Origin of the sequence: Rhodococcus sp. 05-2254-5, from assembly GCF_002258575.1 — a bacterium.
Taxonomy (GTDB): Bacteria; Actinomycetota; Actinomycetes; order Mycobacteriales; family Mycobacteriaceae; genus Rhodococcoides; species Rhodococcoides fascians.
Map to the genome: position 1 here is coordinate 1 of NZ_NOZG01000023.1, position 21,379 is coordinate 21,379.

Genomic DNA, 21,379 nt, shown 5'->3' on the forward strand with positions numbered 1-21,379 from the left:
GCGGGCGGGCATGCGCGCATGCTCGGGCCGGTCTTCGGACACCGCAGCTGGAGAAGTCGAATCGGACACAACACCCCTCGAGGTAATTTGGTTGGATAACCAGACCGAATGTAGGGGCAATCAGTTTGAAAGTCCAACCAAATGACGCGCTCACAATCGCACTCGATGCTGTGAGCGACCGCTGGTCTCTCCATGTTGTTCGCAGCCTTGCACTCGGCTCGGTGCGGTTCACCGATGTGATTGCCGATACGGGAGCGCCGAGAGACGTGCTGGCCAGTCGCTTGCGCAAGCTCGCCGACGACGAAATCGTCGAAAAGCGTCCCTACAGGGAAGGATCGCCCCGCGACGGTTACTTCCTGACCACGAAGGGCCTGGACCTGGCGCGAGTGTTGCTGGTTCTCAAATCATGGGGCGATGCCTACAGTCCGCCGGATGCCCGGCGTCGCCGTTTTGTTCACACTCGTTGTGGAGACGCCTTCGAGGCCATGGTCGTCTGTTCCCATTGCCGAGAACCACTCGGAACCGACGAACTCACCGACGAGACGCCAAAGAGCTGAACTGGAGACGCACCGGGCCCCTGACCACGTTCAAGCTTTCGACTTCCACTGAAAGAATGGTCCCGGCTTGCCATCGAGCGAGGCACCGGACAAACCTCGAAGCTCGGAGGGGTGACGACCGAGATTGAACTGGGTCAGCTGAGGGGTCAACTGGGATGGACACGGCCGGAAGGGAACAGCTCGGACGCAATCGCGGTCATGGTCCGACGAGCATGGTCCGCACCGACCGAACCTCCGCCGTATTCGCTCGCGGCCTCGCGAGAGGCGATTGCCACCAAGTAGCGGTGGTCGGGACCGACGAACCCGGTCGACAAATGAATCCAGTCGCCACCCACGCAGCACATCCACCCCTGCTTGACACCGAGGCTGTTCTCATCGGGCAACGCATCGGGAAGTCCAAAACGCTGGTAGTAGCCGTCCGCGCCGAAACGCGTGAAGTTCTGCAAATTCGAAAGGACAGCAACCGACCGCGAGCGCGAGAGACCACCGGCACCGTCGATCATCGCGGAGTAGAAGGTCACCACATCGTTCATCGTGGTTCGAGTTCGCCACCATTCGTCCCCCGGCTGCACCGAAGTGGAGGGCAACCCGTAGCGAGCAGCTACACGCCCTACGATGTCGTTGCGCCCGAAACGATTCCAGAGTTGCTCGGCCGCGGCATCGTCCGAGGAGCGCAGCATAGCGTCGATCTGGGTTCTGTCACTTCCGCTCAAATCGACCTCACCGCGCTCATTACGGAACAGCAGATCGGCCGCGATGAAGAGCTTCGACACCGACGCAGTCTCGATCGGCTCCTCGTTACCGTTGGTAGCCCGAATCCCGCTGACCCGGTCCATGAAAGTGATAGACACTCGCGCACCGTTCAGCGCCCCCACCTCGGTGGCAGCGCGCATCCGCGTCTCGAGGCTCACCGGTTCGATCCCTGACACTTCGGTGGCAGTCTCGGCAGGTGGTTCCGCACTCTCGACAACGCTAGGCGCAGTAACCAAATCGGTGGCAACGCAGTGCATCGGTGCCGACACGGACAATACGAGAACGACGACTGCAGTCAGAGCAACACGGCCGACTGCAGTTCGAGACACGGCCCGAGCGATCTGCCGGGGCGGTATTTCAGCGCTCTGCACGAGAAGTCCTCACTGTGACGACGGCGGACACCGCGGCGATCGCCGCATATCCGAATGCGATGTGCGGGAGGGCAACAATGCTGGACAAACGGCCGGCGACAAGACTCGGTGCGGCGGCTCCACAATAGGAAAAGAGATAAACCGCCGACATCAGGCCTGCACGTTCGCCACCAGCCGTTTTTGACAGTAACGCGCGGACGGACCCTGTGAACGTCATACCCTGTGCCGCACCGGCGATTACGCCGAAAGCAATGACCCCGAGGGTCGATCCGGCAAGCAAACTTGTTGCGATGCCGACGACGGCAACTGCGAACACCACGATGCCCGCGCGCTGCGCCACGGATGGCGTAAGGCGGGCGGTGAGTGGGCCGCCCAATGCGTACGGGGCCATGAACGATGCGAAAACCACTGCAGCCACGAGGGTGTTGGTGGTCCCCAGGTCTCGGGCCGCGATCGTCGGGCTGAAGGCTTGGTAGAAACCGCCAAGCGCCCACGTGGCACCGAACACGGCAACAGCGCCCGGCAACAACGGTCGAACCGCAGCGGGAATGGACACGCGAGGACGTAGCGACGTCAATGCTCCCTGTCGTCGGTTCACAGGATCGTGAGCGAACAGGAGCAGCACAGCACACACAGCGAGCAGGCCGACATCGATCACGTAGGTGGCCGCCAGGGGTGCCGGAGCGTACTGAGCGAGAGCTCCGGTTCCGAGCGACCCGATGGTGAGCCCCGAGACCGGCGCACCCGCGGCTGCGCCGGCAGCAAGCCAGCGCGGGCGGTCGGGGGCAGTGTCGATGACGTAGGTGGTGAGCGCCGAAGACGCAAGCCCACATGCCAGGCCGTGAAAGACTCTGCCAGTCAACAGAGTACCGAGGTTGGACACATCGAGCAGAATGAGGCTTCCGATCGCGGCGAGGATCACAGCCGCGACTGCAACGACACGGCGGCCAAGATGGTCGGACAAGCGGCCCAGTACTACCAGTGCGATCAGGACGGCGACGAAGTACGCGACCGCGGCCAGCGACAGGTCTTGCGTGCTCAATCCTGCCGCAGCTCGATATCGCTCGTACAACGGAATAGGGGCCCCGGACGCAGCGAACACCGCAACGAGCGCCGCAGTTGCGGTGGCGAACGCGAACGGTTGCGGCGTTCGATCGTCAGGCGCGGTCATCGGCGGCGATGAAAGGCGATTGTCGTAGGGGCATGCTCTCGAGTAAACAGAGCGAGCGGCGACCGCGGGAGTCCCTGCTGTGGGGTGTACTGACAGGGAACCGCTCATGGCGGAAAAGACCTGGTCGCCGCCAGCGCCGAACTTGCCACTCGGGCGATTTCACGCCACTGTGGAAAGGACGGAAATCGGTGAACGCCCCAACACGAGGAGATAGAAGAAATGGCCACGATCGCAATCATCGGCGCGGGTGAAGGTCTCGGCTCCGCTGTGGCTCGACGTTTCGGGCGTGAAGGACTCGCAGTAGCGCTCATTTCCAGGAACCAGGACAACGTCGACCGCATCGCCGGACGGCTTGTCGACGAAGGAATTACCGCCCAGGGTTTTGCCGCCGATGTACGGGACGCGAAATCGCTGACAGCAGCACTGGATTCAGCGGCCGAACGACTGGGCCCGATCGAGGTACTGCAATACAGCCCCGTGCCCGCGAAGGAATTCATGAAGCCTGTACTGGAGACCACCGCCGATGATCTTGCCGGTCCAGTCGAGTTCTCCATCTACGGACCTGTCACGGCTGTGACGCACGTGCTGCCCGGAATGCGCGCGCTCGGGCGCGGCACCGTCCTCTTCGTGAACGGGTCGAGCGCTGTTCGGCCCGGGCCCTCCGTCGCGGGCACCTCGATCGCGTTCGCCGGGGAAAGTGCTTATGCTCAACTGCTTCACGATGCCCTTGCACCCGAGGGTCTGCACGTCGGCCAACTGATCATCCCGCGGGGAATCGGCGCAGGTGAGCCATCGCACGAGCCGGATGCCCTCGCCCAGTCGCTGTGGGGAATCCACACCGAGCGCAAGGAATTCCGCGTCTTCGTGGCCCCTCTGGATTGAGCTTCGGACCGGCGGTCGAGCGTCGACAGAGGTACCTTGCCAGTACACCTTTTCTCAGAGACTGGTTCGATTGCCGTCCGCGGTGTTCCATCGAAACATGACAACTTCAGTGAAGGCCTACGCCGCCACCGCAGCCGACCAGCCCCTGTCCCCCGCCACCATCGAACGCCGCGACCTCGGGCCGCACGACGTTCGCATCAATATCAAATTCGCCGGCATCTGCCACTCCGACATCCACACCGCACGCGGCGAATGGGGACCGATCAACTACCCCCAGGTCGTCGGACACGAAATCGCCGGCATCGTTGCCGAGGTCGGATCCGAGGTCACCAAACATGCCGTCGGCGATCGCGTCGGCGTCGGCTGCATGGTCAACTCCTGCGGCAAATGCGCCCAGTGCGTCAAGGGCCTCGAGCAGTACTGCCTCGTCGGCAACATCCAGACCTACGGCAGCACCGACCGCGACGGCACCACCACCCAGGGCGGCTACTCCCAGCAAGTCGTCGTCACCGAACACTTCGTCGTCAAGATCCCCGAGGGCATCGAACTCGACGCCGCCGCACCCCTGCTGTGCGCCGGCATCACCACCTACTCACCCCTGCGCCACTGGGGTGCCGGACCCGGCAAGAAGGTCGCCGTCGTCGGCATGGGCGGACTCGGCCACATGGCCGTCAAGATCGCCCACGCCATGGGTGCCGAGGTCACCGTGCTCTCGCAGTCGCTGAAGAAGCAAGAAGACGGACTCCGCTTGGGAGCCGACCACTACTACGCCACCGGCGACCCGGAGACGTTCGACAAGCTTGCGTCCACGTTCGACCTGATCATCAACACCGTCAGTGCCTCGATCGACCTGAACGCACACCTGTCACTACTCGCAGTAGACGGTGCCATGGTCAACGTCGGTGCCCCCGCGGAACCGCTTCCGCTGCAGATCTTCTCACTCATCCCCTACCGTCGGACGTTCGCAGGATCGGCCATCGGATCGATCGCCGAAACCCAGGAAATGCTCGACTTCTGCGCCGAGCACCACCTCGGAGCCGAGATCGAGGTCATCTCCGCCGACAAGATCAACGACGCCTGGGAGCGGGTACTTGCATCCGACGTCCGCTACCGCTTCGTCATCGATACCGCCACCCTGGTCTGAGTTTTCACTCGACTATGACGCCGACCGCCGGCGCCGTTTTCAGTGCCGTCGGCATTGCAACGACTGGGCACCGGATGTAATCCGGTGCCGGTCAGGTACGCGGTATCGCCATGTATTTGTACTCGAGGAACTCGTCGATCCCCACCCGTCCACCCTCGCGCCCCAATCCAGAGGCCTTGACACCGCCGAACGGCGCGGCAGGGTTGGACACGATGCCGGTGTTGAGACCAACCATTCCCACTTCGAGGGCATCCCCGACGCGAAAGCTTCTATCGACATCCTGGGTGAACAGATACGCGGCAAGACCCCAAGGGGTGTCGTTGGCGAGACGCACAGCCTCGTCCTCCGAGTCGAACGGCACTATGGCAGCCACGGGCCCGAAAATCTCCTCGAACATGAGGTCAGCGTCGGCCGGGACGTCGACGAGAACCGTTGGTAGATAAAAGTATCCAGGACGGTCCGGCCTCGCGCCGCCGCAGATCACCTTCGCTCCCCTGCGGAGGGCATCACTGACGAGATCTTCGACCTTCGTCAGAGCTTTCTTATCGACGAGAGGGCCGACTTCCGTAGCTTCGTCGATTCCGTCACCGAGCGAGAGCGCACCCAACCGCTCTGCGAGCCGTCTGGCAAACTCATCTGCGACCGACCGTTGCACCAGAATGCGATTGGCCGCCGTGCACGCCTCGCCCATGTTCCGCATCTTGGCCGCGAACGCGCCTTCGACGGCTCGATCAAGATTCGCATCCTCGAACACGATCAGCGGAGCATTACCGCCGAGCTCCATCGACGACCGCATGACATGGCGAGACGCCTGCTCGAGAAGTAGGACACCGACAGCCGTCGAGCCGGTAAAGCTGATCTTGCGGGCAACTCCACTGGCCATCCACGGCGACACGACAGCCGATGCATCGGTCGTACACACGACGTTGACGACACCTTCGGGTAGGCCGACCCGAACAAGGATGTCCACGAGGGCGAGGGACGCGAGCGGTGCGAGATTCGCGGGTTTGAAGACCACAGTGCATCCTGCCGCGATGGCCGGCCCGATCTTTCGCGTACCCATCGCGAGCGGAAAGTTCCACGGAGTGATGAGAACACATGGTCCAACCGGTTCACGAGAGACAATGATGCGATTCTTTCCGTCACCCGTCGTCGTGACGTCACCGGCGACGCGAACTGCTTCCTCGGAGAACCATCGGAAGAATTCGGCAGCGTAGGCGACCTCGTCCCTCGCCTGCCCAATGGGTTTGCCCATCTCGCTGGTGATGATGAGTGCGAGATCCTCCTGCTCGAGCAACATCAGTTCATACGCCCGGCGCAGGAGCTCGCTTCGCTCGCGGGGCGAGGTCTTCGCCCAGTCCTTCTGGACGCGGCCGGCTGCTACGATGGCGCGCTGCGCGTCCTCGGGTCCTCCGTCCGCGACCGTTGCTATGACGTGCCCACTTGCCGGGTCGATGACCTCGAAACGTTCACCGGATGCTGCTTCTGCCCACTCCCCACCGATGAATACGCCGGTAGGGACTGCGGCGATGGTCGCCCTTGCTCGTTGAGACGAACGGCTGTCGCTGAGATGGGTAGTCATGATTTTCTCAGCCTACTTTCCGGTGACGGGATGTCGACCAGTCGCCGATCGTCCAACTCTTGCGCACGCGGCGCGTGTAGGCATACGTCAAGGCAAGGGCACGCCATCGTTCAGCAGCAGGCTCAGAACGTGTGCAGCACTGCGCGAAAGAACTCTGTGGGTTCGACGGCTTCGATGGCCACGGGCCCCTCGTTGGCCAGGAACTCGTAACCCGTTTCGGCACCGTACTTCTCGCCACCGACCAGCACGTTACCGTTGAGCTGGAACAGAATTTCGATCGACGAAAACTGTCCGGCCCCGTAGGTCGCGCCCGCGTCGAGGCGGACGAACCCGAGGCGGAGGTTGCGCTCGGTGAAGTTGCCGAGCCACTTGTCCCACACTCCCGATTCACCCTGCTGGATCCAGTCGTATGCCTCTGGATTCATGGCTATCACGTCGGTGTAGCGCGGAGTCGCAAACTCCAGTTTGCGGCCTGTGGCGTGCTCGAAGATCGCCTGTGAACCGTCCAAGGTCTGCTCTACCCCGTTTTCGTCGGTGTAGTGGTAGAGACCCTTCTTGAACACACCCTTCTTGTTCAACTCGGCATTGGTCGCTTCACGCTGCGCTACGGAAAGATAGCCGTTGCCGCTGGCTCCACCGGCCTGCAGAACCAGTGTGCGCAAGCCTTCCTCACGTTCCTGGGGTCCGTAATGGACGCTCTCGGGGAAGTAGCCGACCCAACCCTGCTCCAGGTAGTCGGTCTCCGAGTACGGCAGACGGCCCTCGACGACGTAGCGGATCTGATCGAAGTCGTGTCGGTGACGCGGAGTCCTCCAACCACCGCTACCGGTGTAGCCGGTGTTCAGATCGTAGTTGTTGGGCGAGCCGTCCACACCGAACAGAAGATGCTTCTGTTCGAGCTTTCCCTCGCGCATTGTGCCGACGGCTTCCTCGCCGGTCTCCGATGCCCTGCTCACTCGCATGTTCTGCTCCTTCGCTGCTTGTGCGTTCGTTCCGAATCTCGTTGACAATATCCCATAGTTCGGGATATTGTCCACCATTAAATAGATGCGGATCACAATTTCGCTGAAGACCCAGACACCACACAACGAGACTTCGACAAGGACCGACATGACCACAGCGCTCACACACGCCCCCCAGGATTCGGGAGTCCCCGCTTCGGCGCGCGACTTCAGCGTCAACGATCGCGTGGTGATCGTGACCGGTGCTGGACAAGGCATCGGCCGTGAGGTCGCACGACAGTTCGCTGCAGCCGGGGCTCTCGCCGTTGTTGCCGATCTCGACGAAGGCAGGGCAAAAGCAGTTGTCGGCGAGATCGAAAGTGCAGGCGGCGTCGCTTTGGCGGTGAAGGTAGATGTCGCCGACGAGCAAGCTGTGGGTGCCATGGTCGATACCGTCGTCTCCAAGTGGGGCCGTGTCGACGTGCTCATCAACAACGCATCCGTGTTCGCAACCATCGAGAAGGGGCCCTTCGACGAAATTCCCGTCGAACAGTGGGAACACGTGTTGCGGGTCAACATCACCGGGACATATCTGTGCGTCCGGGCAGTAGCGGCCCACATGCGCAAGTCGGGCTTCGGTCGTATCGTCAACATCTCCTCCGACGCGGTGACCCGCGGCACGGTGAACTACCTGCACTACGTGACCTCCAAGTCCGCGCTGATCGGTATGACCAATTCGCTGGCGCGCGAGCTCGGCCCGCACGGAATTACCGTCAACTGCATTCGGCCGGGGTCGGTTGCCACCGAGGTCGAACGAGTCATCAACCCCACCGCCGAGGTGCGCCAGCGCGCCCAGTCGCTCCAATGCATTCCACGCGGAATGGTGCCGACCGATCTCGTCGGCATCATGTTCTTTCTGGCAACTCCTGCGTCCGCGTTCGTCACAGGGCAGACGATCGCGTGCGACGGGGGCTACACACACAGCAGCTAGTCCGACCGACCTGACAAACACCCGAGGAAGGCTCGATCCATGAGGCAATACCCGCACCTGTATATCGACGGTCGATGGGTCGAGCCCATCGCACCCAAAACGATCGAACTGATCGACCCCACCCGCGAAGAAGCATTCGCCACCGTTGCCCTTGGTGGCGTCGCAGACGTAGATCTCGCGGTTGCAGCCGCGCGCCGTGCGTTCGAAACGTTCTCGGAAAGCTCCGTCGAGAGTCGAATCGCGCTGTTGGATCGAATCATCGACGTCTACGAGTCACGTCTGGACGACTTCTCCGAGCTCATCGCGCGAGAGGTGGGCATTCCGGTCGCGAACCGTGCACAGGTCACCGGACCGGCCGATCACATGAGGGTTGCCCGCGACCTCCTGCGCGACTATCCGTTCGAGTCGAGGGTCGGCGGAGCTATTGTTCGTCGCGAACCGATCGGCGTGTGCGGGTTGGTCTCACCGTGGAACTGGCCAGTTCAAACGGGAGTCATCAAACTCATCTACGCCTTGGCGGCCGGGTGCACCGTAGTCGCCAAACCGAGCGTCGAATCCGCTGCCAGCGGCGTGCTCTTGGCCGAGGTACTCCACGAGGCCGGTGTTCCAGCGGGAGTATTCAACCTGGTGAGTGGCACCGGTCGCGAGGTGGGTGACCGGTTGTCCCGTCACCCCGACGTCGACATGATCTCATTCACCGGATCCACCGGTGCCGGCAAGCTCGTGGGAGCAGCCGCGGCAACGAGCACCGTCAAGCGGGTATGCCTCGAACTGGGTGGCAAGTCTGCGAACATCGTCCTTCCGGATGCTGACCTCGAGAAGGCCGCGCGATGGAACATTCAGAGGTGCTTCCTCAACACCGGACAATCCTGCCACGCGCCCAGCCGAATGCTGGTGCACGAGAGTCAGATCGAAAAGGTGGTCCCTTTCCTTCTCGATGAGGCGCGGCGATTCCGAATCGGCGATCCACTGGAGAGTTCGACCACGATGGGACCTGTCGTCAGCGCCGGCCAGCTCACATCGATCCAGAATCTGATTCGGACCGCCATCGACGAGGGTGCTGTTCTCGAAACGGGTGGCGCTGATCGGCCGAGGGGCCTCGACCGCGGGTACTTCGTGCAGCCAACAGTGTTCACCGGAGTCACACCGAAGATGACGATCGCCCGCGAGGAGGTATTCGGACCTGTTCTGGCCGTTCTTTCGTACCGCGACGAAGACGAAGCGGTCAACATCGCGAATGACTCCCCGTACGGCCTCGGCGGCTACGTGTTCGGCGGCGACCTCGCGAACGCCAGAAAAGTGGCGAACCGAATTCGCGCCGGGCGCATCAGCGTGAACGGCGCAGCAACGGACTCCCACACACCGATGGGTGGCTACAAGCAATCCGGAATCGGCCGCTCGATGGGCAGGCTCGGCCTCGAAGAATATTTGGAAGTCAAGTCCGTCTACGGGTTCGAGGACGAGGCGAGCGACTTGCCTGCCCTGTTCGGCTGAACACACCCAGATCACACAGGAGACCACAGCACATGAGCGACGAAACCCCAGTCCTTCTTCACAATTTCGCGAAAGAGAAGCTTTCCCGAGGCGAACCCGTTTACTCGATGACGGTCCGCCTCGTACGGACGATCGACATCGCCTCGATCGCGCATACCGCGGGATTCGACACTGTCTACATCGACCTCGAACACAGCAGCTTCTCACTGCAGGACGCAGGCCAGATATGTATGGCCTGCAATCATCTGGGTGTCACGCCTTTGGTTCGCGTTCCTGACCTCGATCCGGCGCTTATAGCACGCGTGATGGACTCCGGCGCAATGGGAATCGTCGTTCCGGGTGTTGCGTCCGCCGACGAGGCGCGGGCCGCTGTTCGAGCGGTCAAGCATGCCCCGCTCGGCGAGCGCTCCCTTGCCGGGGCTGCCCCCCAATTGCATTATCGAACACTGCCGGCCGAGCAAGTCGTACGCGAGCTGGACCAAGCGTCGATGGTCATCGTCATGATCGAATCTCAGGCCGGTCTGGACGCAGCCGAGGACATCGCGGCGGTCGACGGTGTCGACGTGGTGCTTGTGGGAGCCAACGATCTGAGCGTCGAACTGGGTGTCGCCGGGCAGGTGGATCATCCGAAAATTCATGAGGCGTACCTGCGAGTCATCGCGGCATGCAAGGCCGGTGGAAAGACTGTGGGAATCGGCGGAATGGGCGGTCGTCCGGACTTGATCCGTCAGTACCTGGACATGGGTGCCGGCTACGTCTCGACCGGCAACGATATTTCGTTCCTTGCCGGTGCCGCCGCACAGAAGCGTCAGCAGTTCTCCTGACGCGGGAAAGCAGTCACATGCCCACGAAAGTATGTATTTACGGAGCCGGAGCCGTCGGCGGACACCTCGCAGGCCGCCTTGCTGCAGGCGGGGGCGGACCTGAGGTCTCGGTCATCGCGCGCGGCCCACATCTCGCAGCGGTACGCGAACGCGGCCTCCGGGTGCGAACCCACGATGGGGAGTTGCACTCACACCCGTCCGCCACCGATAGACCGGGCGATCTCGAGCCACAGGACATCGTCTTCGTCACGGTCAAGGCCCCCACGCTGCCGTCCATCGCCGCGGACATCGCGTCGCTGCTGCACGACGACAGCCTCGTCGTGTTCGTCTCGAACGGAATTCCATGGTGGTACTTCCACTCCCACGGTGGACCTCTGGACGGTACCGATTTACGACGACTCGATCCCGATCTTTCCCTGTTCTCGCTCATCGGTCCCGACCGGTCGGTGGGTGCCGTTGCGTACACCGCGGGAACCGTCGTCGCACCAGGCGAAATCGCTGCCATCAATCCACGCAACAGGCTGATACTCGGCAGGCCTGACGGTCGAGTCGACAGTCGCTTGGAGGCCGTTGCGTCGCTCTTCGACTCGAGCGGGCTCGAAGCAACAACCACCTCGACGATCCGCGACGCCGTCTGGGCAAAACTGTCGATGAACCTGATCGGTGGCGCGCTGGGCGTGCTGAGCAGCTCCGTCATGAAGGACGTTCTCGACAAACCACCTGTGGCAGCGACCGCGTTGACGATGGTGACAGAAAACGGTGCCATCGCACGAGCGCTGGGATGCGAACCGGCCGATCCCGGAGACGTTCTACGTAAGCAATCGGCATCGACTCATCTGCAGAGCGTCGTTCAGGATCTACAGGCCGGCCGGCCGATGGAGATCGACGCTCTGTTTCGAGTCCCTCTCGAGCTGGCCGCACTGGCTGACGTACCGACACCGACGTTGTCTTTCGTTATCGAACTGGTCATTCAACGAGCACGTGCTGCTGGCCTCTATCGCGACTCGGCGTGAACCGCCGACCCACACCCACCACTGTCAATTACGGAGATCGCACCTATGCGCGCAACGTCCGACACGATCACTCTGCTCACCGAGTACTACACGGCCATGCAGAACAACGATCCTCGACAATTCGCAAAGTACTACGCAGAAAATATGACTCTGACGTTCGGCAACAGCCCAGAGATCGTCGGGCGGGAGAAGGTCATCTCGGCCTTCAGCACCGCGCTGGACAGGGTGGAATCACTCGCACACGATCTCGTCGACGTCTGGGAAGAGGACGGCGGTGTCGTCTTCTTCGAGTCTCTCGGCCGTTGGACGTTGCGCGGCGGCGAGATCGTCGAAATCAAAGCCGCCTCGAAGATCACCATCGTCGACGGGAAGTTCGTGGATCAGAAAATCTACGTTGACAATGCACCTGTAGACGAAGCACTGCTGCGCGAATCGGCGACATTCGACAGCGGACGGAAGGTTCACTGATGACCGGAGAACACCGCGAGTTTCAGTCTCGTCTCATCGTCACCGGCCTCGACGACAAAGGCCGATCAGCTATCACGAGTGACGGTCCAACGACAGACCGCCTTGTGGCCGACGGCTACACCCGGAATCACCTGTGGCAGGGAACCGAAGTTCCGACTCCGGTCACGGCTCCGAACGGCCCTCCGAGTGCCGCAGTGATTCCGCCCCCGCCGGCGGGCTACAACTACGTCATCACCGCTTTCGCCCCAGACAACGAGTGGGATTACGAAGGCGGCTATGCGCGAATCCTGGCGGAGTCCGGCGCAGGCGACGCGGTCGACTCGTCGGATCCTCCAGGCATGCACACGACGGACACCATCGACATCGTCACCGTCATCTCGGGTGAGGCGTGCGTCATCCTCGACACCGGCGAGACGGTCATGCGGCCGGGAGACACCATCATTCAACGTGGAACCAAGCATGCGTGGCGAAATCGGACCAACGAATTCTGCGTGGTCTCCGCTGTGCACATCGCCGCGACTCGCTGACTCATACCGACTCGAGATTCCGGTTCCGCTGAGCGGGGCCGGAATCTTTTGTACGTCAACGTGACCGAAGCAATTGAATCCGGGGTCGACACTCGGCACCCGAGTTCCTGCTCCTTCACCTTCCGCATGGCGACGGTGCCGAACAGATCGCATCAACTGTTGACTATTTCCCACATGGCAGGATATCTTTAACAATGTGAGGGCCGTCACTGCGCGCAAATGCAGCAAGTGTCAACACTCCAACGACGCGTAGGCCATCGAGCAGCGCGGCCGCTACCGCCCGTCCCTGGGGCCCGCGCCCCGCGTTTGACCGCAGGACTTGCCGCTGCCGTGACAACCACGGCTGCACCCACACTGTTGCCGAAGACCGACCGCAAGACCGGGCATCGACCGATACATGCGAACTTCCGCGGCACAGCCCGTTCATCACGAAGGAGAATCTCTGTGTCCGACAAGTTGGACTCCACGCGGGTCGCGACCGATCAAGGTAGTCGCGAAGACCCCAGAACGTTTCTGTTCCGGCTGACACTGATCGCCAGTATCGGCGGGTTGCTGTTCGGTCTCGACACTGGTGTGATCGCGGGTGCACTCGTGTACTTACGCGACGACTTCAACCTCACCGCCGTCAGCGAAGGGTTGGTGGTCACCTCGCTGCTGTTTCCCGGCGCGACAGCAGGTGCACTCTTGGGCGGTCCGATCGCAGACCGCTTGGGACGCAGAAAGTCATTGGTCATCGCTGGCTTCATCTTCATTGTCAGCACCATCGTCTGCGCTCTCGCTCCGACGGTCGCAATTCTGGTCGCAGGACGAATTGCCTTGGGCTACGCCGTCGGAGTCGCATCCGTGGTCGTCCCGCTTTATCTCGCCGAGATGGCGCCGGCATCGCAGCGAGGCCGCATTGTCACGATGAATCAGTTGATGATCACCGTCGGGCTGTTCTTGGCCTTCGTACTCAACGCGTTGCTGGCGAACCTGGTCGACAGCTCAGTGGTGTGGCGCTACATGATCGGCATTGCCGCGATTCCTGCCGTCGCCTTGTTCTTCGGTATGCTCGCGCTACCCGACACCCCTCGTTGGTATGCGAGCAAGCAGAGATGGGACGAAGCCAAGAACGTGCTCCGACGTGCCCATATGGCAGACCGGGTCGAAGCCGAGTACAAGCAGATTTCCGCGATTGTGGAAGACGACCAAGTCCAGGGCAAAGTGTCGGTCCTGGCCGTGCTTCGCAACGAACCGTGGATGAAACGCTTGATCATGGTCGGCATCGTTCTGGCGGTTGCTCAGCAGACCACAGGGATCAACGTCGTGATGTATTATGCACCGACGGTTCTCGAAACGTCCGGCCTGACCAGATCCGCCGCTCTGCTCGCGTCCGTCACAGTGGGAATTGCGATGATCCTCTTCACGATCATCGGAATGTGGATTCTCGGCATTATGGGACGGCGCAAGATGATGCTGTTCGGCTTCGTCGGTGTCGCGGTGTCGCACTTCGGTCTCCTGATTACGTACATGTTGCCCGAAACCACCGTGCGTTCGTACCTGATCCTGCTGTTCATGCTGTCGGTCACCGGCTTCATGGTGACCTTCCTCGGAACGACAGGCTTCCTGGTGCTGTCCGAACTGTTCCCCCTACCAATCCGCGGATTTGCCATGGGCGCCTCTCTGGGCGGGCTCTGGATTGCGAACTCGCTCATTTCGTTCCTCTTCCCAATTCTCGCGGAGCGGTTCGGGTCCGTGGTGGTGTTCGGCGGATTCATGGTGCTGAACGTGCTCGCCGCACTGTTTGCGTTTCGGTTCATTCCCGAGACCAAGGGGCGCACCCTCGAAGAAGTGGAAGTCGAGATGCGAGCCCGCGGCACCGCATCTGCAGCAAGTTCGTAGCCTGACGCACAGCAGACCTTTCTCACTCACCCAACAGAAGGCGATTGCCCGAAAATGACTGAACGCAGATTTGCCGGAAAAGCTGTATTCGTGACGGGAGCCGGCAGCGGAATCGGCCGCGCAACCGCCTTGGCCTTTGCGAGCGAGGGTGCGGACGTGGTTCTGGCCGACATTGATACCGCCGGAAATGACGAAACCGCCAGGCTTGCAGCCGAACACGGCGGTCGAACGGTCGCCGTGCGCTGCGACGTGTCGTCCTCGGCGGACATTCGTAGCGCCATCGACCGGACCGTCGCGGAATTCGGACGACTCGACGTCGCATTCAACAACGCAGGCATCGAACAGCCGGCCGCACCACTGGTCGACATCGAGGAAGACGAGTGGACTCGGCTGATCGACATCGATCTGCGAAGCGCATTTCTCTGCATGAAGTACCAGATTCCCGCGATGCTCGAAAACGGTGGTGGATCCATCGTCAACACGTCGTCGGGAGCAGGTGTCATCGGAATTCGAGGACAGGCCGCATACGTCGCTGCCAAGCACGGATTGATCGGACTGACCAAGTCCGCCGCACTCGATTACGCTGACCAGGGCATTCGGGTCAATGCGATCTGTCCTGGCATCATCGAGACGCCCATGATGGACAGGTTCTCGGGCGGCACTCCCGAAGGCAGGGCTCGTGTTATCGGCCAGGAACCCGTGGGACGGATGGGAACCGCCGCCGAGATCGCGTCTGCGGTTCTGTGGCTGTCGTCAGACCTCGGGAGCTTCGCGACCGGTCATGCAATGGTGATCGACGGAGGCCAGACCGTCGGAATCTGATCGACCTTCCAGTATCGACAAATTGCCGTCAGACCGTGTGAGAGCACATCGTCTGGCGGCGATTTGCGTTGTGTACTCGGACGCTTCGATCACAGGGAGTTCGGGACCGGCCCCGCCCCGTCTGCGGCGTCGGCTCGACGTTGTATGTCGGCTACCCCGTCCGAAATCTTCGACGCTGCAAGCTTCACAGCCGCCACTGCCCGCCGCACGTCGACATCGCGCCGCTCGTTCACATCCCACGCCACCCCCACACTTCCAAGCGCGGTCTTCTGGCCAGTGAGAACCGGTGCCGCGACGCCGCAGACCCCAGGGTTGAACTCCCCCACTGTGACAACGAAACCGTCTTTCTTGAATGCACCCAAAGTCGAACGGAAGGCGGTCCACGAGTCACCCAGACCCGCCTGCTGAATTTGCTCGCGTTGACGCGGGTACAACGCCTTCAGGCGGTGGTGCGGAAGGTAGGCCAGTATTATTTTCGACACCGCTCCTTGAAACAACGGACGCCGTTCACCGCGAGAAAAACGATTGGCCGGACTGAGCGGAGCTCGGTACTCACCGACACAGAGGACCGAGTCACCAAACGGTCGGCACAACAACGCCGAGTGGCCGATGTTGTCCACCAAGTCCTCCAGCACACCACGACTGGCCAGCAGAAGAGGATCGGTCTCACGAATCTGGCGATCCATCTCGATGATTCGGGGGCCGAGAGTGTACTGCCCGTTACGCACAGCGGCGATCAACCCGGCATCGTTCAGCGTCTTGATGTACCGATACCCCGTCGAACGAGAAGTATCGAGGTACTCGAGAATCGCGGCAGTGGACCACATCGGCTGAGCTTCACTGAACAATTGCAGGATGTGAAGCATCTTTTCCAGACTGCCAGCCGTGTCCGGGCTTTCCGCCACGTCATCGACGTCATTCGATGCATGAGACTGTGCCATCGTTCGAGTCCGACCCGTTTCTTCCGTCGTTCGCCGCGTACCGCTCATCCTAGTGCTCCGGCCCGTCATGGCGTGTAACGCCGCACGGCTGCCCGGTCGACGACCGATTAGCCAGTGATGCTGCCTACTTATCCGCCAGTGTACCCCCCAAAACGTACTAAAAGGCGTATATTCGTAAGCATTGCTGGCTATTAATGAGGAGGATCGCGTGGACGATCGGGTCGATGCACTTCGAGAAGACATCGTGCTGTTCAACCGAGCTATTCGAGCGAACGTCGCCGGCCATCTACTGACACCCACCCAGCTTCAGACCCTTGGGAACCTCGACCGCATCGGTGCAATGAGCGCCCGTGAACTGGCCAAAGTGGAGCGGGTGACACCGCAGACCGTGGCCAGGACGGTCACACTACTGGAAGAGCGCGGACTGGTGACCCGCATTCAAGACCCTGATGACGGTCGCGCGCAAATCATTTCGATCACCCACGAGGGCAAGGCCAAGCTCGGAGCCGATCGTCGCAAGCGCGACGAGTGGCTGGCAAACGCACTCGACACGCATTGCAGTGCTGTGGAACGCGACGTGCTCTTTGCCGCCGGAGCCCTGCTGCGCCGTCTGTCGAGCGCACCTGTCGTCAGCGACAGCGTCGAGGACCGGGCGGTGCGTAAATGACGCGGAGTACCGAAACAGGGCTGGCGCGAACATCGGTCCCCTTCAGCGTGCGAGGAGCAGCAGCCACCGGAACCGTGCTTCAACCGCTCAACTCGTCCATGATCGCTGTGGCCATCGTTGGAATTGCTGCCCAGTTCGGCCCGAGCGCCAAGGTCTCGTGGGTCATCTCGGCTATGTACATCACAACGGCCGTCTGCGCGCCGATGGCGGGTCGCTTGGGATCGATGCTCGGCGCACGTCGCGTGTTTTTGGCAGGTTTGGCTTTCGTGGCGTCGGGTTCCGTCTGTGGTGCCTTCGCACCGAACATCGGAACGTTGATCGCGTCGTATGTAGTTCTAGGAGTCGGGATCTCGGCGCATATGCCCAACGCGATGACCATGGTCCGGGCGTACGGAGAACTGCACGGGCAGCAAACCCGCACTGCGCTCACCACCATCGTGATGTGCGGGCAGTCCGTTGCCGCTTTGGGCCCGACAGTCGGCGGGCTTCTGGTCGGAACGTTCGGCTGGCAGTCGATCCTCTGGGTGAACCTTCCCGTCGTGGCCATCAGCGCGATCGCAGTGTTGTCGGTCGACGTCGGAGACGAGGGTCGGTCGACGGTCTCCCTGCGAGAGGCACTCGGAGCCATGGACGGTATAGGGATCGCGTTCTTCGTTACCACAGTGGCGTCGTTGATGGTGTTCCTGGCGTCGATCGCACACACAGCCCGATGGTGGATACTCCCTGTCTCCTCTGTCGCGTTCGTGCTGTTCGTCGTGTGGGAGCGTCGCACGAACCAACCATTCTTCGACGTACGCGCTCTCGCCCATAACCGTGCGCTGGCCGCGACCCTGGGCGGTGCGCTGATCACCTACACGTGCTTCTATTGTGTGTTTTTCGGAATCCCACAGTGGCTGCAGGCGTCTCGGGGAATGACACCCATCGAGACCGGCCTGACCATGCTGCCGGTCGCCGGAGTCACCGTCCTGTCCACGGTCCTCGGAGCCCGCGTATACGGCCGGTTCGGCGCGCGACGCACCCTTCTCGCCGGCACGGTGATGATGCTCGTCGGCGGCACTCTGATCGCCACCGTCGAGTCCAGCACCGCCCCGATGTACGTGCTTCTTCTGGTCGCCGCCGTACTCGGAATTCCCAACGGCTTTCACAACATCGGAAATCAGAGCCTCATCAATGCCACGACCTCGGTCGACGACGTCGGCACCGCTATCGGGATGTACCGCACCATCGCCTTCGTCGGAGCAAATCTTGCGGTGGTCGTACTCCAGATCACTGCAGGTCCGGTTGTCGACGACGCGGGCCTGCACCGTACAGGTGTGTTCATCATGGTCTGCGCTGCAGTCGTACTTGCGGGGTTGCTCGCGTACCGTCGAGCGGCGACGTCACGGAGTTGAGTACAAAAATCGGGCCCCCTCCGTTGATTGCGCAGTGACGCAACAGAATCGACGGAAGGGGCCCGCTTGGGCGGTCAGCGAGTCGTCATAGCTCCATGTAGACGCACTTGGTGTAGAGGTAGTTGTCCATATGGGCGGCGTTGCCTTTGGCTCCGTATCCGCTCAACTTGGTGCCGCCGAAACCGACCATGGGATCGATGTAGCCGTAACAGTTCACCCACATCGTGCCGGTGTGCACCCCACGAACCACTTTCATGGCGGTCGACAGACCTTGCGACCACACTGCACCGCCGAGCCCGTAGTCGCTGTCGTTGGCAATACGAATGGCCTCGTCCACGTCGTCGAACGGTAGAATGGAGAGCACCGGTCCAAAGATCTCCTCGCGAGCGATACGCATACTGTTCGACACACCGCCGAACACGGTCGGTGCCATGAAGTAGCCGCTGCCGAGATCGCCGCCCAATCGCTCGCCGCCACGGAGCAGTTCTGCTCCTTCCTCACGACCGATGTCGGTGTAGGCCATGACCTTGTCCAACTGAGGCTGCGAGATGATCGGGCCCAGGGTGGCCGCGTCGTCGAGGCTGTGTCCGACTCGGATCTCGTCCATGTACTGCAGGAGTCGTTCGGTGAACTGATCGACGATGGACCGCTGAACCAACACACGCGTTCCGGCGAAACAGATCTGACCGGAGTTGGCGAACACACCCATGGCGGCACCCGGTACCGCTTTGTCCAAATCTGCATCGGCACAGACGATGTCGGCGGATTTCCCACCGAGTTCGAGCTGCAGGCCTTTGATGTTCACAGTCGATGCTTTGATGATGCTGCGGCCGGTCTGCGTCGATCCGGTGAAGGCAATTCGGTCGACGTCAGGATGACTGGCCAGCGCGTTGCCTGCATCTTTGCCCAAGCCAGTGACCACGTTGACGACGCCGGCGGGAACGCCCGCCTCGTGCAGTATTTCTGCTGTCCTCAGAACGGATAGCGACGCATCCTCGGAGGGCTTCAGAACGGTGGTACACCCACTTGCCAAGACCGCACCGACGATCCAGAACTGACCGCCCAGCGGACCGTTCCACGGAATAATGCCTCCGATGACACCCACCGGAGCTTTCAACGTCATTGTGGCAATGTCGCCAGGGATGCCATTCATCAAGGTCTCACCCGAGATGTTTCCCGCTTGCGTCGAAAAGAACGACAACATCTTCATCAAGGCTGCCTTGGAGTTACGCAACCTCGTGACCGGGGCACCCATGTCCAGCGCCTCGATCTGAATCAGCTCGTCGAAACGGTCGTCCATGATGTGCGCGACGCGCGTCAGCAGAGCTTGACGTTCGTAAGGAGACCAGGTGCTCCACTGACCGTGGAAGGCGCGGCGGGCGGCGACTACCGCCCGGTCGATGTCGGACTCACCGCCTGCACCTATCCGGGCGAGAATCTCGCCCGTCGACGGATTGACGGTCGTCAAAGTCTCCCCGGAATCAACCGGCACACTGCGCCCGTCGACGAAAGGGTGGTGCACCTCCCGTGCCAAGAAGTTCTGGGCACCATCCAACAGGGCGAAATTCTGGAGATCTGTACTCACTTGCATCCTCTCGAAAGAATCTACGACACCGCGTCGATCGGCAGAGAATCAACCGACGGGTTCACACGTGCGCTCTACATATATAAGCCGAAACTGGTTCGCGTACAAGGATTTCACATCTGGTGTACCCCTCGGGCGAACTACGCCACGCTCGGATAAAACTTTCATTGGAACCGGTCGGCTCGACAAGGTCATATCGAGCCGACCGGGGTCTGATGCACCTGTTCACGCCATCGTGAGCGCGGCCCGCAGCGCGCTCACGATGGCGTCGGTGACGGCCTCGGTGTCTGCTGTGCCGCCGATATCGCGGGTGAGAACTCCCCCCGCGGTGGTGGCTTCGATGGCGGCTTCGACCTGCCTGGCCTCGGCGTGGCGTCCGAAGTGATCGAGCATGAGGGCTGCGCTGGCGATCGCGCCGATGGGGTTGCTGATGCCTTTGCCAGCGATATCGGGGGCCGATCCGTGGACGGGTTCGAACATGCTCGGATAGCGGCGTTCGGGGTTGAGGTTGGCACTCGCTGCGATGCCGAGGCTACCGGCGAGTGCAGATCCGAGGTCGGAGAGGATGTCGGCGTTGAGGTTCGAGGCGACGACGACGGACAGTTCCTCTGGGTGAAGGATGAATTTTGCGCTCATCGCATCGACCAGAACGCTCTCCGTGGCAACGTCTGGATAGTCCGTTGCCACCCGATGGAAGACCTCGTCCCACAGCACCATGCCGTACTGCTGGGCGTTGGATTTGGTAACCGAGGAGACTTTTGCCACGGTGCGAGTGCGCGCCAGATCGAACGCGAAGCGCATGATCCGCTCACAGCCCTTGTCGGTAAACAGTGACGTCTGCAGTGCCACCTCGTTGCCCGGTCCGCGTCCGCCGAGGTTGCGTCCACCGAGGCCCGCGTATTCGCCCTCACTGTTTTCTCTGACGACGACCCAGTCGAGTTCTGTGTCGTCGGCCTTGCGTAACGGGGATTGCACTCCGGGCAGAAACTTCACCGGTCGCACATTTGCCCACTGATCGAAGTTTTGTGTGATGTTCAGACGCAGACCCCACAGACTGACGTGGTCCGGGACGTTCTCCCATCCCACGGCACCGAAGTAGATGGCGTCGTAAGTTCTCAGAATTTCGAGCCCGTCGTCGGCCATCATCTTGCCTGTCTTCGCGTAGTATTCGCTACCCCAGGGAAACTCGTCCCATTCAAAGGCGAACGCACCGCCGGAGTGTCCGGCCACGGCATCCAATACGCGTCTGCCCGCGCCCACCACCTCTGCGCCGACACCGTCGGCGGGGATCGACGCGATCCGATACGTGGTCGACTGCGAGCCCACTACTACCTCCGATGTCAGACAGATCACGCTTGATCCCACTAATTAAGA

At 61.5% G+C, this 21,379-nt stretch carries 20 protein-coding genes; 13 read left to right on the forward strand and 7 right to left on the reverse strand.

The genetic code is table 11. The features are described from left to right. Positions 1-170: 170 nt before the first annotated feature. Positions 171-557, forward strand: coding sequence for a winged helix-turn-helix transcriptional regulator (locus tag CH278_RS14660; protein ID WP_179274371.1), 387 nt, complete (start codon positions 171-173; stop codon positions 555-557). Positions 558-703: 146 nt separating this feature from the next. On the opposite strand, the gene CH278_RS14665 is transcribed toward CH278_RS14660, so the two are convergent. After that, complete coding sequence (locus CH278_RS14665; protein ID WP_179274372.1) at positions 704-1,468, reverse strand: serine hydrolase; 765 nt, start codon at positions 1,466-1,468, stop codon at positions 704-706. Positions 1,469-1,667: 199 nt separating this feature from the next. Beyond that, positions 1,668-2,852: an MFS transporter gene (locus CH278_RS14670; RefSeq protein WP_179274373.1), complete on the reverse strand. Its 1,185-nt coding sequence runs from the start codon at positions 2,850-2,852 to the stop codon at positions 1,668-1,670. Positions 2,853-3,071: 219 nt separating this feature from the next. Between CH278_RS14670 and CH278_RS14675 the strand changes: the two genes are divergently transcribed. Next, a complete protein-coding gene (locus CH278_RS14675) occupies positions 3,072-3,734 on the forward strand; it encodes an SDR family NAD(P)-dependent oxidoreductase (protein WP_094622238.1) in 663 nt (220 codons plus the stop codon). A 97-nt stretch (positions 3,735-3,831) separates the two neighbouring features. Next, positions 3,832-4,878, forward strand: coding sequence for an NAD(P)-dependent alcohol dehydrogenase (locus tag CH278_RS14680; protein WP_094622239.1), 1,047 nt, complete (start codon positions 3,832-3,834; stop codon positions 4,876-4,878). A gap of 91 nt (positions 4,879-4,969) precedes the next feature. Here the strand turns inward: CH278_RS14680 and CH278_RS14685 are convergent, their stop codons facing one another. Continuing rightward, on the reverse strand, positions 4,970-6,460 hold the full coding sequence (locus CH278_RS14685; protein WP_094622240.1) for an NAD-dependent succinate-semialdehyde dehydrogenase: 1,491 nt from the start codon (positions 6,458-6,460) through the stop codon (positions 4,970-4,972). A gap of 122 nt (positions 6,461-6,582) precedes the next feature. After that, positions 6,583-7,422: a hypothetical protein gene (locus CH278_RS14690; RefSeq protein WP_037185304.1), complete on the reverse strand. Its 840-nt coding sequence runs from the start codon at positions 7,420-7,422 to the stop codon at positions 6,583-6,585. Between the two features lie 148 nt (positions 7,423-7,570). On the opposite strand from CH278_RS14690, the gene CH278_RS14695 reads away from it, so the two are divergent. The 8 genes from CH278_RS14695 (at position 7,571) to CH278_RS14730 (ending at position 15,421) form a co-directional block, all read left to right on the forward strand. Next, the gene (locus CH278_RS14695; RefSeq protein WP_094622241.1) at positions 7,571-8,392 is read left to right on the forward strand and encodes an SDR family NAD(P)-dependent oxidoreductase; all 822 of its coding nucleotides are present in this window, start codon (positions 7,571-7,573) and stop codon (positions 8,390-8,392) included. Positions 8,393-8,431: 39 nt separating this feature from the next. Beyond that, entirely contained in the window at positions 8,432-9,886 is a 1,455-nt protein-coding gene (locus CH278_RS14700) for an aldehyde dehydrogenase family protein (protein ID WP_094622242.1), read from the forward strand. A gap of 32 nt (positions 9,887-9,918) precedes the next feature. Next, positions 9,919-10,710: an HpcH/HpaI aldolase family protein gene (locus CH278_RS14705; protein WP_037183747.1), complete on the forward strand. Its 792-nt coding sequence runs from the start codon at positions 9,919-9,921 to the stop codon at positions 10,708-10,710. A 17-nt stretch (positions 10,711-10,727) separates the two neighbouring features. Next, positions 10,728-11,723, forward strand: a complete 996-nt coding sequence (locus tag CH278_RS14710; protein WP_094622243.1) for a ketopantoate reductase family protein — start codon at positions 10,728-10,730, stop codon at positions 11,721-11,723. A gap of 45 nt (positions 11,724-11,768) precedes the next feature. Beyond that, positions 11,769-12,191 carry a nuclear transport factor 2 family protein gene (locus tag CH278_RS14715; RefSeq protein ID WP_094622244.1) on the forward strand — a complete coding sequence of 141 codons (423 nt, stop codon included), beginning with the start codon at positions 11,769-11,771 and terminating at the stop codon, positions 12,189-12,191. Next, positions 12,191-12,718, forward strand: a complete 528-nt coding sequence (locus CH278_RS14720) for a cupin domain-containing protein (protein WP_094622245.1) — start codon at positions 12,191-12,193, stop codon at positions 12,716-12,718. The genes CH278_RS14715 and CH278_RS14720 overlap by 1 nt, the downstream gene beginning before the upstream one ends. Positions 12,719-13,162: 444 nt before the next feature. Next, complete coding sequence (locus tag CH278_RS14725; protein WP_256991785.1) at positions 13,163-14,599, forward strand: sugar porter family MFS transporter; 1,437 nt, start codon at positions 13,163-13,165, stop codon at positions 14,597-14,599. A gap of 54 nt (positions 14,600-14,653) precedes the next feature. Then, positions 14,654-15,421 carry an SDR family oxidoreductase gene (locus CH278_RS14730; RefSeq protein WP_094622247.1) on the forward strand — a complete coding sequence of 256 codons (768 nt, stop codon included), beginning with the start codon at positions 14,654-14,656 and terminating at the stop codon, positions 15,419-15,421. An 89-nt stretch (positions 15,422-15,510) separates the two neighbouring features. Here CH278_RS14730 and CH278_RS14735 read toward each other — a convergent pair whose 3' ends face one another. Then, a complete protein-coding gene (locus CH278_RS14735) occupies positions 15,511-16,287 on the reverse strand; it encodes an IclR family transcriptional regulator (protein ID WP_179274374.1) in 777 nt (258 codons plus the stop codon). Positions 16,288-16,570: 283 nt separating this feature from the next. On the opposite strand from CH278_RS14735, the gene CH278_RS14740 reads away from it, so the two are divergent. Next, on the forward strand, positions 16,571-17,029 hold the full coding sequence (locus tag CH278_RS14740; RefSeq protein ID WP_037183742.1) for a MarR family winged helix-turn-helix transcriptional regulator: 459 nt from the start codon (positions 16,571-16,573) through the stop codon (positions 17,027-17,029). Continuing rightward, positions 17,026-18,420, forward strand: coding sequence for an MFS transporter (locus CH278_RS14745; protein ID WP_094622249.1), 1,395 nt, complete (start codon positions 17,026-17,028; stop codon positions 18,418-18,420). Before CH278_RS14740 ends, CH278_RS14745 begins: the two co-directional genes overlap by 4 nt. 85 nt (positions 18,421-18,505) lie before the next feature. On the opposite strand, the gene CH278_RS14750 is transcribed toward CH278_RS14745, so the two are convergent. Both CH278_RS14750 and CH278_RS14755 read right to left on the reverse strand, forming a co-directional pair. Beyond that, positions 18,506-20,005, reverse strand: a complete 1,500-nt coding sequence (locus tag CH278_RS14750; RefSeq protein WP_094622339.1) for an aldehyde dehydrogenase family protein — start codon at positions 20,003-20,005, stop codon at positions 18,506-18,508. 225 nt (positions 20,006-20,230) lie between these two features. Continuing rightward, positions 20,231-21,349 carry a tartrate dehydrogenase gene (locus CH278_RS14755; RefSeq protein WP_373557332.1) on the reverse strand — a complete coding sequence of 373 codons (1,119 nt, stop codon included), beginning with the start codon at positions 21,347-21,349 and terminating at the stop codon, positions 20,231-20,233. Between the last annotated feature and the right edge of the window lie 30 nt (positions 21,350-21,379).

What these genes read in the sequence shown, in the direction of transcription:
- CH278_RS14695 (WP_094622241.1), top strand. Translation starts at nt 7,571, where the DNA reads ATGACCACAGCGCTCACACACGCCCCCCAGGATTCGGGAGTCCCCGCT.
- CH278_RS14705 (WP_037183747.1), top strand. Translation starts at nt 9,919, where the DNA reads ATGAGCGACGAAACCCCAGTCCTTCTTCACAATTTCGCGAAAGAGAAG.
- CH278_RS14670 (WP_179274373.1), bottom strand. Translation starts at nt 2,852, where the DNA reads ATGACCGCGCCTGACGATCGAACGCCGCAACCGTTCGCGTTCGCCACC.
- CH278_RS14680 (WP_094622239.1), top strand. Translation starts at nt 3,832, where the DNA reads ATGACAACTTCAGTGAAGGCCTACGCCGCCACCGCAGCCGACCAGCCC.
- CH278_RS14745 (WP_094622249.1), top strand. Translation starts at nt 17,026, where the DNA reads ATGACGCGGAGTACCGAAACAGGGCTGGCGCGAACATCGGTCCCCTTC.
- CH278_RS14700 (WP_094622242.1), top strand. Translation starts at nt 8,432, where the DNA reads ATGAGGCAATACCCGCACCTGTATATCGACGGTCGATGGGTCGAGCCC.
- CH278_RS14730 (WP_094622247.1), top strand. Translation starts at nt 14,654, where the DNA reads ATGACTGAACGCAGATTTGCCGGAAAAGCTGTATTCGTGACGGGAGCC.
- CH278_RS14735 (WP_179274374.1), bottom strand. Translation starts at nt 16,287, where the DNA reads ATGCTTCACATCCTGCAATTGTTCAGTGAAGCTCAGCCGATGTGGTCC.
- CH278_RS14710 (WP_094622243.1), top strand. Translation starts at nt 10,728, where the DNA reads ATGCCCACGAAAGTATGTATTTACGGAGCCGGAGCCGTCGGCGGACAC.
- CH278_RS14690 (WP_037185304.1), bottom strand. Translation starts at nt 7,422, where the DNA reads ATGCGAGTGAGCAGGGCATCGGAGACCGGCGAGGAAGCCGTCGGCACA.
- CH278_RS14715 (WP_094622244.1), top strand. Translation starts at nt 11,769, where the DNA reads ATGCGCGCAACGTCCGACACGATCACTCTGCTCACCGAGTACTACACG.
- CH278_RS14675 (WP_094622238.1), top strand. Translation starts at nt 3,072, where the DNA reads ATGGCCACGATCGCAATCATCGGCGCGGGTGAAGGTCTCGGCTCCGCT.
- CH278_RS14685 (WP_094622240.1), bottom strand. Translation starts at nt 6,460, where the DNA reads ATGACTACCCATCTCAGCGACAGCCGTTCGTCTCAACGAGCAAGGGCG.
- CH278_RS14720 (WP_094622245.1), top strand. Translation starts at nt 12,191, where the DNA reads ATGACCGGAGAACACCGCGAGTTTCAGTCTCGTCTCATCGTCACCGGC.